The organism is Nocardia sp. NPDC004340 (assembly GCF_053602575.1).
The window spans coordinates 944,503-961,232 of sequence record NZ_JBSGDW010000001.1 but is presented as its reverse complement, the minus strand read 5'-3'; the positions used below and the strand labels follow the sequence as shown (position 1 = coordinate 961,232).

General features: G+C 69.5%; 9 protein-coding genes. 5 read left to right on the top strand and 4 right to left on the bottom strand.

The window, feature by feature from the left end; genetic code table 11:
* Nucleotides 1–17: 17 nt before the first annotated feature.
* On the bottom strand, nt 18–911 hold the full coding sequence (locus ACWEOI_RS04175; protein ID WP_452358899.1) for an immunity 49 family protein: 894 nt from the start codon (nt 909–911) through the stop codon (nt 18–20).
* A gap of 117 nt (nt 912–1,028) precedes the next feature.
* A complete protein-coding gene (locus tag ACWEOI_RS04170) occupies nt 1,029–2,630 on the bottom strand; it encodes a DUF2207 family protein (RefSeq protein WP_452358898.1) in 1,602 nt (533 codons plus the stop codon).
* Between the two features lie 529 nt (nt 2,631–3,159).
* Between ACWEOI_RS04170 and ACWEOI_RS04165 the strand changes: the two genes are divergently transcribed.
* A complete protein-coding gene (locus ACWEOI_RS04165; protein ID WP_452358897.1) occupies nt 3,160–4,089 on the top strand; it encodes a neutral zinc metallopeptidase in 930 nt (309 codons plus the stop codon).
* Between the two features lie 58 nt (nt 4,090–4,147).
* Here ACWEOI_RS04165 and ACWEOI_RS04160 read toward each other — a convergent pair whose 3' ends face one another.
* Nucleotides 4,148–5,443 carry an ammonium transporter gene (locus ACWEOI_RS04160; protein ID WP_433669895.1) on the bottom strand — a complete coding sequence of 432 codons (1,296 nt, stop codon included), beginning with the start codon at nt 5,441–5,443 and terminating at the stop codon, nt 4,148–4,150.
* Nucleotides 5,444–5,548: 105 nt separating this feature from the next.
* Nucleotides 5,549–6,382, bottom strand: coding sequence for a hypothetical protein (locus ACWEOI_RS04155; RefSeq protein ID WP_433669897.1), 834 nt, complete (start codon nt 6,380–6,382; stop codon nt 5,549–5,551).
* A 400-nt stretch (nt 6,383–6,782) separates the two neighbouring features.
* On the opposite strand from ACWEOI_RS04155, the gene ACWEOI_RS04150 reads away from it, so the two are divergent.
* From ACWEOI_RS04150 to ACWEOI_RS04135, 4 genes are all read left to right on the top strand, one after another.
* Complete coding sequence (locus ACWEOI_RS04150; protein WP_452358896.1) at nt 6,783–9,272, top strand: DNA polymerase III subunit gamma and tau; 2,490 nt, start codon at nt 6,783–6,785, stop codon at nt 9,270–9,272.
* A 257-nt stretch (nt 9,273–9,529) separates the two neighbouring features.
* The gene (locus tag ACWEOI_RS04145; RefSeq protein WP_433669900.1) at nt 9,530–10,741 is read left to right on the top strand and encodes an acetyl-CoA C-acetyltransferase; all 1,212 of its coding nucleotides are present in this window, start codon (nt 9,530–9,532) and stop codon (nt 10,739–10,741) included.
* A 37-nt stretch (nt 10,742–10,778) separates the two neighbouring features.
* Entirely contained in the window at nt 10,779–12,932 is a 2,154-nt protein-coding gene (locus ACWEOI_RS04140; protein ID WP_433669901.1) for a 3-hydroxyacyl-CoA dehydrogenase NAD-binding domain-containing protein, read from the top strand.
* 208 nt (nt 12,933–13,140) lie between these two features.
* A complete protein-coding gene (locus ACWEOI_RS04135; protein ID WP_452358895.1) occupies nt 13,141–16,722 on the top strand; it encodes a protein kinase domain-containing protein in 3,582 nt (1,193 codons plus the stop codon).
* Nucleotides 16,723–16,730: the final 8 nt, after the last annotated feature.

Here is a 16,730-nt window from a genome sequence, read left to right as displayed (position 1 = left end):
GGTTGCGGGCGAACCGGTTACGCGGTGCGGTACATCAACCCGGTCGGCAGATACCCGGTGGAGACCCCGGGGCTCAACCCGCGATCGACCGCCAGGCACACCACCGCCAGCAGCGGCCACGCGATGAATCCCTCCGGATCCAGGCCGCGCTGCGGGGTGTCCCAGAAGCGCCGGTGGAATTCGAGGCCCTCGACGAGGGCGGTCTCGAATTCGGCCGGGTCGCCGCGCAGCACCGCGTCCAGCAGGCACAACGCCGAATAGGCGATGGTGAGCGGGTAGTCGTCACCGCCGGACTGCTGCGCGTCCACCGCGGCCTCGATCCCGTCCACGATGATGGTCTCCGCCGCCGGATCGCCGGTCCAGGCCCGCTGCCAGGCATCGGCCCATAGATAGAGACACTGCTCCCCGGGCTGCCCGGTGCGCGTGGTCACCGCCAGCGGGTGACCGGGGCTGCCCGGCGCGCCCAGCAGGTAGGCCAGCAGCTCGCGATCGCGGTCGATCACGGCGGCCCACAGGCCGTTCAGCAGATCCGCCACCGGCGGGGGCGGCGCCACGCCGCCGCACGCGGGCACCGACCACGGCGTCCGCGCGATCGTCACCGTGACGGGCTCCTGCCCGGCGGGCCGCGCGGCCGAGCGCAGCCGCGCCGTGTAGGCCGCGGCGGTGTCCGCGACGGCCTGGCGCAACCGGACCGACTCGCCGCGCGGATCGTCCAGGCTCAGATAGCCGGCGATGGCCCGGGAACTCCAGGCCACGTCGGCGAGCACCGCCTGCGGTTGCGCGGCCAGGAATTCGGCCTGCAGCGCCGTGGTCCGCACCCGGAAGGCGCGGCCGAAACCCGCATCGGTCGGTCGAATAGCTGTCGGATAACTAAGTTCCTGGGCTGTTCGTGCGATATGGCGATCGATCATCGGACTTCGATGATGATCGGTGTGCCCACCAATTTTGCCAATCGATTGCTCACGCCGTGACAATAGCGAATGGGCAACCCTGCTACATCGGTTGGTATATCGGTCGCCGGGGGTGTGTCACCGCTGATTGCCGGGCCGGAACAACCCCTCGACCGCGGTGATGAAGTACGGGAAGTGCGCGCCGAAACGCTGCAGACTGCGATCGCCCTCGAACCCGCCGAACCAGTACAGCCCCGGACTCCCGTCCGCCGTCGGATCCAGGTCCCGGAACGTGCGCACCCACTGATCGCCCCGGCGCGCGGCCACCAGGAACGGCAGCGCCCGGGAGAACGCCAGCTCCTGATCCGCCGCCGGAATGCGCTGCGGCGCAAGCGCGTCCAGCCCGCGCTGCATGGCCTGCACCCGGCCGGTCAACTCCCGGCCCATCGCGGTGCGGGACGGCAGATAGCGGGGGAGCAGCAGCGCTGCCACGCCGCCCAGCGCGAGCGCGATACCGATCAGGGCGTGCCGCTGCGGACCGAGGGCCAGCGCCACGGTCGCGGCGAGGCCGCCCACGATCAGCGCGATCCCGAGCCAGAACTCGAAACCGCGGCGGGTGCGGTCGATGAACACCCCGGCCGTCACCGCGTCGTCGATCAGCGCGGCGCGCACCGCCTTCGCGTTCACCTGCCCGCGGCGCTCGGACAGCAGCACCGCGTCCGTGCCGTCGGGAATCAGCGCCGAATACACCGCGCGCTCATAGGCGGTCAGCTGCGCGTCGGGCGGATTCACCCGGGAGAAGCGCCAATCCGCGTCACCGGCGACCGTCACCCACAGATAGTTGCGGACGGCCAGATCCACCACGGTCGACGCCATGTCCGGCACATCGGCGTGGCCGTCGAGCAGCAGGCCCGCCGTACTCGGCAGCACACCGTCCGGCGAGGTGAACTGCACGTGATTGCCGGTGCGCACCAGCGGATCCAGGGTCTCGGCGGCGACCGGCGCCGAACGCCGCGACCACAGCACGTATCCGGCCGCCGCGGCCACCGCCGCGAGCAGCGCGCCGAAGGCGGCCCACACTGGACCGGTCGGCGAGAACGCGTTGGGCGCGTTGTCGTCGCGCACATCGGCATTGGCCCGCACCGTATTCGGCGGCAACTGCAAGGTCACATCGAGAATGTCGCCCTTGCGCAGGTCGGTCTTCTCCAGATGCGCGAAACCGTCCGGCTCGACCCGGATATCGCCGCAGTTCTGCGGATTTCCGGGCGGGCCGACCGTGCACTTGGTGACGCCCATCCGGAAGCTCGGGCTCGACACCGTCGCATTGATCGACGCCACATCGGTGTTCAGCACGCCGGTCCACTGGAACACCTGCGCGCCCGTAGCGTCACTGACGGTGTTGTGCACCGTGTATTTGAAGGTGGCCGCGCCCGGTCGCGCGGAGATGGTGAACAGATCGTCCGCGACATGCGCCTCGCCGTCCCCCTCGGCGGACACCTCGGTCACCTCGAACGTACGCAGCACACTCGGGCTCACCTGCACGCGCAGCGGCAGCACCTGCCGAAACTCCCCGCCCTCGGGGACTTTCACGGTTTCGGTGACCCGCAGCAGACCGTCGTCGCCCAGATTCACCTCCGCGGTGATATCCACACCGGCCGGCTGCGCCCACGCGGCCGGCGCCGCCACACCCGCCATCGCGAGCAGCAGCGCGACGAGGGCGGCCCCCCGAAAAATCTGCATGACTGGCACTCTAGCCAGCTTGCTATCCTTCCTCAGCGGCAAGTCGCAGGTCTATGGAGCCGGCAGGCTATCTCTGAGGAACGAGGGGGTGCGGGGGTTGACTCGCCCACCGTCCGAGCACGGACCGACGCCCCCGGGTCGCCGGCCCACGCCGCCTCCTGGAAACCCACAGCCGCACGGCAATCCGCAGCAGCCCGTCCAGCAACCCGGATTCCCGGCGGTCCCGCGCCGCCCGGCGGGTCAGCCCGGAGGCGCGCCGCCACCCGGGTACCAGCCCCAGCCCGGGTATCCGCCGCCGCCCGGATATCAACGGCCACCCGGATATTCGCCCCAGCCGGGCCATCAGCCGCCGCCGTACTCCGGTCACCCGCAGCAACCCGGCGTACCCCGCCCGGGCTATCCGGTCCAGCCGGGCAAGGGCCCCGCCCGGCCGGGTTACCCACCGCAGCAGGGCTTTCCGCCACCACCCGGATACGGGCAACCCGGATATCCGTCCACCGGTCAGGGCCGGCCCGCGTATCGCGCGCCCATGCCGCCGCCCACCGCCGCGCCGCCGACCGGCGCGATTCCGGTGGCCCGGCCCGCGCCGCCGAGACGCGGCCGGGTGGGGACGCTCGTCGTGATCCTGGTGCTGCTGGTGTCCGGTGTGCTGCTGCGCACCGCCGTCACCACCGGTCTGAACCCCTTGGGCTCCGGCTCGAACGTCAAGACCGGCTATTCCAACGATGCCGGGGAGAACCACGGTGTCGCCGCCACCGGCGACAACCCGCTGCTGACCAACCCCGATTACACGCTGCTGCCCGCCAAATGCGCGTACTCGCCGTGGGGCACCCAGGTCGAGGTGGCGCGCAAGTTCTTCGAGACAGCGGCCGACTGCCTGCACACGGCGTGGAAACCATTGTTCGACAAGATCAATCTGCCGTTCCCCGCGCCCAAGCTGAACGTGTCCGCGGACACCGCGGGCATCACCACCCTGTGCACGGGCAACAGCAGTAACTTCGCGGCCTTCTACTGCTCGGCGGACATGACCATCTACATGCCGATCAGCCAGCTGCAGACCGACATCTTCGGCAACAGCTGGGTCGTCTACCTCTCGGTGTTCGCCCACGAGTACGGCCACCACGTGCAGGCGCAGTCGGGCATCCTCGGCAAGGTGCACCAGCAGCGCCGCGACGCCGGATCGCGCAGCGACACCGGGCTGGAACTGTCGCGCCGCACCGAACTCCAGGCCCAGTGCTTCGACGGCATGTACCTGTCGTCCTCCGGTAACGGCGGCTCGCTGACCAGCGCCCAGATCGGGGTGGCCCGCAACGACGCCTACCACCGCGGCGACGCACCCGGCGACATGCGCGATCACGGCACCGCTCAGAGCATGGGCGGCTGGTTCGAGATCGGTTACGACAAGGACCGCGCCATGCAGTGCAACACCTTCACCGCCGCTGTGAGCAAGGTGAACTGACCGCCGAAACACTCGAGCCCCGCCGCGGTACGCGACGGGGCTCGAAACAGCTTCGGGCTCAGTGCCCCAGCGGCTTGCCGATCCGGTTCGGCGAATGTCCGTGCACGCCCTCGGCGTACGCGGTCTCCGCGTGCAGCGCGAAGTCGACGCCGCCCAGCTCGTCCTCCTTGGTGACCCGGAAGCCGACCACCTTGTCCAGCACCTTGCCCAGCGCGAACGTCACCCCGAAGGCGAAGGCCGCCACCGTCACCACGCCCAATGCCTGCTTGCCGAGCTGACCCAGCCCGCCGCCGTAGAACAGGCCCGCCGGGCCCTTGGTCATGACGGCCGAGGCCAGGAAGCCGATCAGCAGCGTGCCGACGATGCCGCCCATGAAGTGCACGCCCACCACGTCGAGCGAATCGTCGTAGTTGCCCTTGAACTTCCAGCCCACCGCGAACGAACACACCACGCCCGCGACCAGGCCCACGACCATCGCGCCGATGGTGTTCACCTCACCGCAGGACGGGGTGATGGCCACCAGACCGGCCACCGCACCCGACGCCGCGCCGAACGTGGTCGGCTTGCCGTCGCGGCGCGCCTCGACCACCAGCCAGCCCAGCATGCCGAGACAGCCCGCCACCAGCGTGTTCAGGAACACCGCCGCGGCGGTGCCGTCGGCGGTCAGCGCCGAACCCGCGTTGAAGCCGAACCAGCCGAACCACAGCAGGCCCGCGCCCAGCACCACGAACGGCAGATTGTGCGGGCGCATCGCGTCCACCTTGAAGCCCTGCCGCGGGCCCAGCACCAGCACCATCGCCAGAGCCGAAGCGCCCGAGGCGATCTCGACCACCATGCCGCCCGCGTAATCCAGCGCGCCCATCTTGCTCAGCCAGCCGTCCGAGGTCCACACCCAGTGCGCGATCGGCGCGTACACGATCAGCGCCCACACCGGCACGAAGATCATCCACGCCGAGAACTTGGTCCGGTCGGCGATCGCGCCGCTGATCAGGGCCACGGTCAGAATCGCGAAGGTCAGCTGGAAGGTGACGAACAACAGTTCGGGAACACCCGCGCCGGTGGTCTTGTCCACCACGTGCACGGTGTCCGGGTTGATGCCGGCGAGCCCGAAATGCTCCAGGTCGCCGATGATTCCGCCGCCCGCGTCATCGCCGAAGGCCAGGCTGTACCCGCCGAGCAGCCAGGCCACCGTCACCAGCGGGATCGAGATGAAGCTCATCATCAGCATGTTGAGCACGCCGCTGGACCGCACCATGCCGCCGTAGAAGATCGCGAGGCCGGGTGTCATCAACAGCACGAGCGCCGTGGCCGCCAGCAGCCAGGCGGTCGACGCCGCGTCGATGTGGGGTGTCATGCGGTAACTCCTTCTGCGCGTGATCGCGTTGCGTGGAAGTTACCGAAAACTCACGTTAAGGCGCTGTTACAAAAATGAGGAGTCCGATACCTCCCCGTAACAGCGTCAGCTGCGCTGTTCCCTCGCTTTTTTGGCGAGAGCGCGCAATCCGCGCGGGCCGGGCACCGGATTTCCGTCCTCCAGCGCCATCCATTCCGCGGTGACGAGCCACTGCTGCTGGGCGCGGGCGTCGGCTGTGTCGTTGAACACCCGCCGGCCGCGGTCGTCGCGCAGCTCATAGGCCATGACCGACCAGCGCGGCGGGCGCCCGTTCTCGGCCACCTGGTCGCGCAGATAGGCCGCCACCAGGGTGCCGATCATGTTCACCGGCCGCAGCGAGACCCGGTTGCCGTAGCGGGCGCCGAAGAAACGCCTTCCGGCGCACAGGGATCGGGGCTCGGCGCTGTAGGCGATCCAGCCCGACCGCTGCGCGCGCTCGATGAGCCACAGGTGCTTGATGGCGGTCGGCGGGATGTCACCGACCCGGTCCCGGATCAGCGCGATCACCGGTTCGGTGAGCAGGATGTCGCGCCGGGTCGGACCGGTGCCGTGCGCGGTCCAGTATTCGTCGGTCAACTTGGCCAGGACCCGCCCGAAGTCGTCGATGCTGCGCTGCGCCCGGCGGCCCAGCCGCTCGATGCGCTCGGCCTCGGTCCGCATGTCGTTCTGCACCATGTGGGTGCGGATGGCGGCCAGGGTCGGCACCTGGCGGCGCTGCAGCAGTTCGAGGATCGCGCCCGCGGTGGCCGGATCGGCAGCCGCCGACACCGGTAGCGAATCGCGCTTGATGTCGAAATCGTGCGGGCTGATGGCCCGGCTGAGCAGTCCGACGGCGGCGCTGTCGTCCGCGAATTCGGTGCTGGAGAGCCAGGCGGTGGCGATGTCGTCGTGCGAAGGCACGGGGCATGTCCTCCGGAGGATTTGGTTGTGCCCCGGTCGGGATGAGGGACCGGCCGGGGCAACCAACCTGATGAAGGTTTGGCTACCGAAGTTGCCGATGTCCACGGTAGCCAAGGGATTGCGATCTTGCCCCACCGTTTCACAGGATCGTTATGTCCGCTCTGTGGAGTTGAAACAGGACGCAGGTCTGTATCTGGCGTCGTTGCAAGAAATGCGGGTTCGACAATTACCGTTTCAAAACAACGCGGAGAATTTGCTATCCGATTTGACGGGGTATCAGTTCGGGTCGGTCGGTTTTGACCGGAGCTCCGAATGGAATGTGATCTGCATCACATCATGGGACGGCTGGTGGTTCGGCCGCATGTCACCACCTGTCGGGGCGCACCGGTAACCTCTCCCCGTGGCTCTGTACCGGAAGTACCGACCGGCAACGTTCGCTGAAGTGGTGGGTCAGGAGCACGTCACCGATCCGCTGAGTACGGCGCTCGACACCGGACGGATCAGTCATGCATATCTGTTCTCGGGACCGCGCGGGTGCGGCAAGACCTCCTCGGCGCGCATCCTCGCCCGCTCGCTGAACTGCGAGCAGGGACCGACCTCCACCCCCTGCGGCGTGTGCTCGTCGTGCGTGGCGCTGGGTCCGGGCGGCGCGGGCAACCTCGACGTCATCGAGCTCGACGCCGCCAGCCACGGCGGTGTGGACGACACCCGCGAACTGCGCGACCGCGCCTTCTACGCCCCCGCCGAATCCCGGTACCGCGTCTTCATCGTGGACGAGGCGCACATGGTCACCACGGCCGGCTTCAACGCGCTGCTGAAGATCGTGGAGGAGCCGCCCGCCCACCTGATCTTCGTCTTCGCCACCACCGAGCCGGACAAGGTGCTGCCCACCATCCGCTCGCGCACCCACCACTACCCGTTCCGGCTGCTCCCGCCCGCCACCATGCGCGGACTGCTCGGCAAGATCTGCGACCAGGAAGGCGTGCAGGTCGAGGAGTCGGTGTACCCCTTGGTCATTCGCGCGGGCGGCGGCTCCCCGCGTGACAGCCTCAGCGTGCTGGACCAGCTGCTGGCGGGCGCGGGCACCGAAGGCGTCACCTACCCCCGCGCGGTGTCCCTGCTCGGCGTCACCGACGTCGCCCTGATCGACGACGCCGTCGACGCCCTCGCCGATTCGGACGGCGCGGCCCTCTTCGGCACCATCGACCGGGTGGTGGAGGCGGGCCACGACCCCCGCCGCTTCGCCACCGACCTGCTCGAGCGCCTGCGCGACCTGATCCTGCTGCGCGCCGTCCCCGACGCCACCGACCGCAACCTGGTCACCGGCCCCGGCGACGTCATCGACCGGATGCGCGCCCAGGCCGACCGCCTCGGCGCGGCCACCCTGGCCCGCCACGCCGAACTCCTGCACGAGGGCCTCGGCGACATGCGCGGCGCCACCAACCCCCGCCTCCTGCTCGAGGTCATCGCGGCCCGCATGCTCCTGCCCGGGGCCTCCGATGCCGAGACCGCCACCCTCCAGCGCCTCGAACTCCTCGAGCGCCGAATGGCAAGCGGCGCAATCCCCGCCGCGTCGCAGCAGCCCCAGGGCGCCGCGCCCGCAGCCGCGTCGGCCCCGGCCGCGGCTCCGCCCGCCGCTCCCGCCGGCCGCCGCGGAGCCGCCGCCCTGGCCGCCATGCGTGCCGAGAAGTCCGGCACCCCAGAGCCTTCCGTCCCCACTCCGCCCACACCTGCTCCGGTGGCCGAGGTCGCGCCGAATCAGGCGGTGCCCGTCCCGTCCGGCGCCACCGCGGTGCGTCCGCCCGAGCTCGGTCCGGTCAATGCGGTACCCCAGGCTCCGGCGACTCCGGTAGCGGAAAGTCCTGCGGCGCAGCCTGTTCAGGCCGCCGCGGAGGCGACGCCCCCTGAGCCGCAGCCTGATCCGGCGGCGGTCGAACCCGTGGCGCCGGTCGCCGAGCCTGCCGCGCCGGCGGCTCCTGAGCCTGCCGCGGAGGCCGAACCGGTGGCAGCGGCTGCGCCGGTGCCGGTTCCCGCGCCGGTCGTCGAGCCGGAGCCCGTTCCCGCGCCGGAACCTGTCGTCGTGGCCGAGCCGGCGCCCGCCCCCGAAGTGGCCCCGGTTGCGGCTCCGGCGGCTGCCGGGCCCGCCGGTGACGACGTACTGCAGCAGGTCGAGGAGGCCTGGGCGGATATCCGGGCCAAGGTGCGCGAGTTCGGAGCCGCGGTGCACGCGCTGTTGTCCGGGGCGAGCGTGGCCCGGGTCGAGGGCGAGACGATCGTGCTGGCGCATCAGCACGCACCGCTGGCGCAGCGGTTGTCGCAGCCGCAGTACCTGGAGGCCGTGCAGTCGGCGGTCAAGGCGGTGCTGGGGCGGGACCACGGGGTGAAGTGGGAAGTCGGCGGAGCCGGGTCGGGCGGCGCGGCCACCAAGGCCCCGGCGGGACGAGCGCCCGCCAGCGCGCCCGCGGAGCCGAAGAAGGCGGCGCAGAAGTTCTCGCGGCCGAGTCAGGCCAAGGCGGCCGCGGCGCCGGTCGCCGAACCGGCTCCGGCGACCGGGTGGGGGAGCGCCCCCGCGTCCGCTCCGGCGGCTCCCGCGCCCGCGGATCCGGGGCCTGCGGGCGGGGATTCCTTCGAGCGGGAGAGCGCCCGTTTCGCACCGCCGGAGGACGATATTCCGCTGCCCGACGGGCCGGACCTTCCGGACGATCCGGGGCCGGGGGACTACTCACCGGTAGGTTATGACGGCGTCCCACCTGCTACTACGCCGGAGGAGGAGCGCGAGATGCTGGAGGAGTCGGCCAAGCCGGTGCCTCCGGAAGAGCGCCGCGACCCGGATGAGGTGGCCCTAGCGTTGTTGGTGCAGGAGTTGGGCGCCACACCTCTGGAGGGTTGACAGTTCCCTCGGGTGCCAACTTAAGTTAACCGGAGTTCGCATAGTTCGGTACTATGATCGGGTGGCCGTGAGTATCGGTTTCGCGAGGTTCTAAGGTATGCCCAGGCGTACGGGTTACCGGAGCGTCAACAAACCGGCTCGGGACGTTGTTTGTACAGCGTCAAAGGCGATCGGTCGTGGGGCCGGTCGGCGAGGTATGGCTACGGCACGGCCCGCACAACGCGGTGACGGCGCACCCAAGAGAGGAAAACTCCGATATGACCACAGAGGCCTACATTTACGAGGCCATCCGCACCCCGCGCGGCAAGAACCGTGGGGGGTCGCTGCACTCGGTCAAGCCGATCGACCTGACCACCGGTCTGGTCCAGGAGCTGCGGAAGCGCTTCCCGAACCTGGACGAGGCTCGGATCTCGGACATCATCCTGGGTGTCGTCTCGCCGGTCGGTGACCAGGGCGCGGACATCGCCCGCACCACCGTGCTGACCGCCGGCCTGCCCGACACCGTCGGCGGCTTCCAGATCAACCGCTTCTGCGCCTCGGGCCTCGAGGCCGTCAACCTGGCCGCCCAGAAGGTGCGCTCGGGCTTCGACGACCTGGTCATCGCCGGTGGCGTCGAGTCCATGTCCCGCGTGCCGATGGGCTCCGACGGCGGCGCCATGTTCATGGACCCGAAGACCAGCTACGACAGCTACATTGTCCCGCAGGGCATTTCGGCCGACCTGATCGCCACCATCGAGGGCTTCACCCGCGACGACGTGGACGCCTACGCCGTGCGCTCGCAGGAGCTGGCCGTCAACGCCTGGAAGAACGGCTACTTCACCAACTCCGTCGTCCCGGTCAAGGACATCAACGGCCTGACCGTGCTGGACAACGACGAGCACATGCGTCCCGGCACCACCGCCGCCGACCTCGGCAAGCTGAACCCGGCCTTCGCCGGCATCGGCGAGATGGGCGGCTTCGACGCGGTGGCCATGCAGCGCTACCACTTCGTCGAGTCCATCAACCACGTGCACCACGGTGGTAACTCCTCGGGCATCGTCGACGGCGCCGCCCTGGTGCTGGTCGGTTCCGAAGAGGCCGGCGCCGCGTCGGGCCTGACCCCGCGCGCCCGCATCGTGGCCACCGGCACCTCCGGCGCCGATGCCACCATCATGCTCACCGGTCCGACCCCGGCCGCCGAGAAGGCGCTGGCCAAGGCCGGTCTGAAGCGTGAGGACATCGACCTCTACGAGATCAACGAGGCCTTCGCCTCCGTCGTCCTGAAGTTCCAGAAGGACCTGCAGATCCCGGACGAGAAGCTGAACGTCAACGGCGGCGCGATCGCCATGGGCCACCCGCTGGGCGCGACCGGCGCGATGATCACGGGCACCGTGGTCGACGAGCTGCACCGTCGCAACGCCCGCTACGGCCTGATCACCCTGTGCATCGGCGGCGGCATGGGTGTCGCCACCATCATCGAGCGCGTCTGACGCCCACCGACTTTTCTCTAGGGAGACACGAAACACTATGACCGAGAACATGATCGGCTGGGAAAAGGACGCCGACGGCATCGTCGTGCTGACCATGGACGACCCCAACCAGGGCGCCAACACCATGAACCAGCTGTACAAGGACTCCATGAAGGCGACCGTCGATCGCCTCGAGGCCGAGAAGGACGACATCACCGGTGTCGTCATCACCTCCGCGAAGAAGACCTTCTTCGCCGGCGGCGACCTGAAGAACATGATGAAGACCACGCCCGAGGACGCGGCCTCCATCATGGAAGAGCTCACCACCATCAAGGGCGACCTGCGTCGCCTGGAGAAGCTGGGCAAGCCGGTCGTCTCCGCGATCAACGGCGCTGCCCTGGGCGGCGGCCTGGAGATCACCCTGGCCACCCACTACCGCATCGCGGCCGACGTGAAGGGCGTGCAGCTGGGTCTGCCCGAGGTCTCCCTCGGCCTGCTCCCCGCCGGTGGCGGCGTCACCCGCATCACCCGCATGCTGGGCATCGCCAACGGCCTGATGGGCGTGCTGCTGCAGGGCCAGAAGTTCACCCCGGCCAAGGCCAAGGCCACCGGCCTGATCAACGAGGTCGTCGGCTCGATCGAGGAGCTGGTCCCGGCCGCCAAGGCGTGGATCAAGGCCAACCCGGACAAGGGCGTGCAGCCCTGGGACGTCAAGGGCCACAAGATCCCGGGCGGCACCCCGTCCACCCCGGCGCTGGCCGCCAACCTCCCGGCGTTCCCGGCCAACCTGCGCAAGCAGCTCAAGGGCCAGAACATGCCGGCCCCGCAGGCCATCATGGCCGCCGCGGTCGAGGGCGCGCAGGTCGATTTCGACACCGCGTCGATCATCGAGTCCCGCTACTTCGTGTCCCTGCTGACCGGCCCGGTCGCCAAGAACATGATCCAGGCGTTCTTCTTCGACCTGTCGCACATCAACAACGGCGGTTCGCGTCCCAAGGACGTGCCGAAGCGTGAGATCAAGAAGGTCGGCGTCATCGGCGCGGGCATGATGGGCGCGGGCATCGCGTACGTCACCGCCAAGGCCGGCATCGACGTCGTCCTCAAGGACGTCACCATCGAGGCCGCGAACAAGGGCAAGGACTACTCGGTCAAGCTCGAGGAGAAGGCGCTCTCGCGTGGCAAGACCACCGAGGAGAAGTCCAAGACCCTGCTCGACCGCATCAAGCCGACCGCCGACCCGGCCGACTTCGCGGGCGTGGACTTCGTGATCGAGGCCGTGTTCGAGAACCCGGAGCTCAAGGCGAAGGTCTTCGGCGAGATCGAGGACATCGTGGACGCCGACGCGCTGCTCGGCTCCAACACCTCGACCCTGCCGATCACCCTGCTGGCCGACGGCGTGAAGCGGGCCGAGGACTTCATCGGCATCCACTTCTTCTCGCCGGTCGACAAGATGCCGCTGGTCGAGATCATCAAGGGTGAGAAGACCTCCGACGAGGCGCTGGCCCGGGTGTACGACTACACCCTCGCGATCCGCAAGACCCCGATCGTGGTGAACGACTCGCGCGGCTTCTACACCTCGCGCGTGATCGGCAAGTTCATCAACGAGGCCATCATGATGCTCGGTGAGGGCGTCGACCCGCAGAGCATCGAGCAGGCCGGTCTGCAGGCGGGCTACCCGGCGGCGCCGCTGAAGCTGTCGGACGAGCTGAACTTCACCACCATGCAGAAGATCTACAAGGAGACCGCCGAGGCCGTCGTGGCCGCCGGTGGCGAGATCGACGCCGCCTCGGGCGCGACCGCGAAGATCCTGAACAAGATGGTGGACGAGTTCGACCGCAAGGGTAAGGCCGGCGGCGCGGGCTTCTACGACTACACCGATGGCAAGGCCACCGGCATCTGGTCGGAGCTGCGTTCCACCTTCGGCACCTCGACCACCCTCCCCGAGGGCGTCACCCTGCAGGATCTCAAGGACCGCATGCTGTTCGCGGAGGCCATCGAGACCCAGAAGTGCTTCGACGAGAACGTGCTGACCTCGACCGCCGACGCCAACATCGGCTCGATCTTCGGCATCGGTTTCCCGGCCTGGACCGGTGGTACCCACCAGTTCATCGTCGGCTACCCGGGTGGACAGGAAGCCTTCGTGGCCCGCGCCGACGAGCTGGCCGCCAAGTTCGGCAGCCGCTTCGAGGTTCCGGCCTCGCTGCGCAAGTAGTAACCGTGCGCGAGCGCTGAACCACCGGCGCTCGAGCATGTGAAATACCCGGCCCGGGTCGCGAATACGCGGCCCGGGCCGAGTGTTGTACGGGTATGAGTACAGCGGTGGGCGCGAGACCGAAAGGGTCTACACGCCCGAGCGGTCCGCGCTACGTTGAATATGCGCGGGTGGACACGGTTACTCGTTCCAGGTCGAGGTGGTGGAGATGAACTCACAGGCGCGCCGGGACGGTTCGCGGCGTGAGCAGACGTCTCCCGAAAACTCCACGCAGGCATACGTTCCCGTGAACATCGACGACGAACTCGAGGCCATGGGCCTGTTCGACGCGGAGGAGATCGGCCGGGGCGGGTTCGGGGTGGTGTACCGCTGTAGCCAGCGTGCCCTGGACCGGGTGGTCGCGGTGAAGGTGCTCTCCGCGGAGATCGACGACGAGAGCCGCGAGCGGTTCCTGCGCGAGGAACACGCCATGGGCCGGTTGTCGGGGCATCCGAACATCGTGGACATCCTCCAGGTGGACGTGACGCCGACCGGACGGCCCTACATCGTGATGCCGTACGCGACCCGCGGTTCCCTCGAGCAGGTGGTGCAGAACAACGGGCCGCTGTCCTGGGCGGATTCGCTGCGGGTCGGGGTGAAGCTGGCGGGGGCCATCGAGACCGCGCACCGCGCCGAGGTGCTGCACCGGGACGTGAAGCCCGCCAACGTGCTGTTGAGCCGATACGGGGAACCGCAGCTCACCGACTTCGGAATCGCGCGCATCCCGGGCGGTTTCCGCACGTCCACGAGTTTGATCACCGGGTCGCCCGCGTTCACCGCGCCCGAGGTGCTCAAGGGTGACGAGCCGACCGTGCGCTCGGATGTGTACGGGCTCGGTTCCACCCTGTTCGCGCTGCTGACCGGGCACGCCGCCTTCGAGCGGCAGGCCGGGGAGAAGGTGGTGGCGCAGTTCCTGCGCATCACCAGTCAGCCGGTGCCGGACCTGCGGGAACTGGAGATCCCGCCGGACGTGGCCGCGGCCATCGAGGCGGCCATGTCGCCGGAGCCGCGGGATCGGCCGGTCAGCGCGGTGGAGTTCGGTGAGCTGCTGCGCGGGGTACAGGGCGACCACGGTCAGGTGCCGGACGAGATGGCGTTGATCGACGGCGCGGAACTCGGTGCGGACGGCCACGATCCGTCGGCGCCGACCCATTCGACCCAGCGCCGGCACACGGTGGTGACGGCACCGCGCAACCGCTCGCTGACGCTGCGCCCGACCGGCAATCCGAGCGCCGTGTTCAGCACCGGCAATACGCTGCCGCCCACGGCCACAACGAAATTCCTGCCGCCGATCCCGGCGCGGGAACCGATCGCCCGGCCCCGGCTGCTGGAGCCGCTGCGGTCCGGTGGCCGCCGCCGGCTGGCGGTGATCCACGGCCCGGCCGGATTCGGCAAGAGCACGCTGGCCGCGCAGTGGTGTGCCGAGCTCACCGATCGCGGGGTGCCGGTGGCCTGGATCGGCATCGACCGCGACGACGACAACGAGGTGTGGCTGCTGGCCCACATCATCGCGGCCATTCGCAAGGTTCGGCCGGAGATCGGCGTCGGGCTGGAGCAGCTGCTGGAGGAGCGGCCCGCCGAGGCGGTGCCGTACGCGGTGTCGGCGCTCATCGACGAGGTGCGGGCGGGCGGGACCCCGGTGGTCGTGGTGGTGGACGACTGGCATCGGATCACCGACGCCGGGGCGCAGCGGGTGATGGCGTCGCTGCTCGACAATTGTTCGCACGAACTGCGTTTCGTCATCACCAGCCGGGAGCGGGCGGGACTGCCGCTGAGCCGTATGCAGGTGGCCGACGAGCTGATCGAGCTCGGATCCCCGCAGTTGCGGCTGACCGAGTCGGAGACCAGGGAAATCCTGGTCGACCGGCTGGGATTGGAGTTGAGCGACCGGCAGGTCGAGCAGATCCACACCGCGACCGACGGCTGGCCGGCCGCGATCCAGCTGGCGGGGCTGTCATTGCGCGCGGCGGATCACGATGTCGACCGGCTGATCATCGGGCTGTCGGGCGACAACAAGGCGATCCGGGAGTATCTGGCCGAGAACGTGCTGGGCGCCATCGAGCCGCGCATGCTCGAATTCCTCAGTGCCATAGCGATTCCCGAGCGGGTGCACGCCTCGCTGGCCGAGGCGCTGTCGGGTGCGAAGGACGCCGCGGATCTGCTCGACGAGGCCGAGCAGCGGGAGCTGTTCGTGCACCGGATTCCCGACGATCCGAGCTGGTATCGGATGCAGCCGATGGTGGCCGAGCATCTGCGGGCCCGGTTGGAACGGGCGCAGCCGGGACAGTTGAAGAAGTTGCACGGCAAGGCGTCTCGCTGGTTCGCCGAACACAATCTGATCAAGCAGTCGGTGGATCACGCGCTGGCCGCCACCGATCTGAAGTACGCGCTGGACCTGGTGGAGAAGGGCGGCATGGATCTGATCGACAGTTCCCGGCTGGCCACCCTGTTCGGCACGGTGTCGAAACTTCCGGTCCAGCAGGTGACTTCGCGGTCAAAGCTGTTGATGGCGCTGGCCCGCGCGAATGTGAATCTGCAGCAGTCCGGGGCGGCGCGGACCGCGCTGGGCCGGTTGTCGAACATGCTGGCGCGCAGCGGCACCGACGATGCCGAGGCGGTGACCCAGCGCTGTCAGGCGGCGGTGCTGGCGGCGGCCGACCAGGTGGCGCGGGACCGTACCGAAGGCGTGCTCGACAAGATCACCGAATGTCTGAAGCTGGCCGACGATCTCCCGGCGTGGACGGTGTCCACGGCCGCGAATCTGGCCTCGTTCGTGCGGCTGTGCGGTTTCGACTTCGAGGGCGCGCGCAGCATGCAGGACTGGGCCGCCCCGTTCCACGCGCGGTCGGCCGATCCGCTGGGTGAGGTGTTCGGCCTGTGCGCGCGGGGTGACGCCGCCTACGAGCAGCTCGATGTCGCCACCGCCACACGGTGTTTCGAACAGGCCTGGCAGACCGCCCGCGATCGCGCCGGGTCCCGGTCGGACGCGGTGCGGGTGGCGGCGGCGCTGCTGGGCGAGGTGGCCTACCGTCGCGGCGACCTGGACAGCGCCGAGCGGCTGCTGGATCAGAGCCACGAATTGACCACCCGTGTCGGCCCGGTCGACTTCCTGGTCACCATCTTCGTGAGCGGCGCGCGCGTGAAGGCGGTGCGCGGCGACCTGAAGACGGCAGCGGCCCGCCTGGACGAGGGCGCGCGGATCGCCGCCGACCGCAAGCTCACCCGGCTGGCCGCACAGGTCCGGGCCGAGCGCCTGCGCCTGGGCCTGCCCGCCGACTCGCTGAGCGCGGGCCTGGTCACCGATCCGATGGCGCGCACGCCGCGGCATGCCACCGGCGCGGCGGTGCTGACCGCCGAGGCCGAGGAGATCGCCACCATCCGGGCGCTGCTGGCCCGCCACTATCGCGGCGACGACCGCGCCACCGACGACCTGGCCCCGCTCGGCACCGATGACACCGTGGTGAAGCGGGCCCGCGTTCTGCACGCCCGGATCCAGGAGCAGCACCGGCCCCGGGCCGAACTCGATTCGGCGCTGCTGCTGGCCGAGTGCCTGTCCACGGCGGGCTGGCTCGGGGAGTCGATCGCGACGCTCACGCCGGTGGTGCTGCGGTGCGCCGACCTGGGCTGGTCGCGTCCGCTGCTGGATGCCGGGCCGGGCGTGCTCACCATCCTGCGGACGATGCGGCACGAGATGCCGCTGGACACCGACGGTCGGGAGGCGCCGCGTCGCTTCCTGGATTCGCTGCTGTAGGTCGGGTC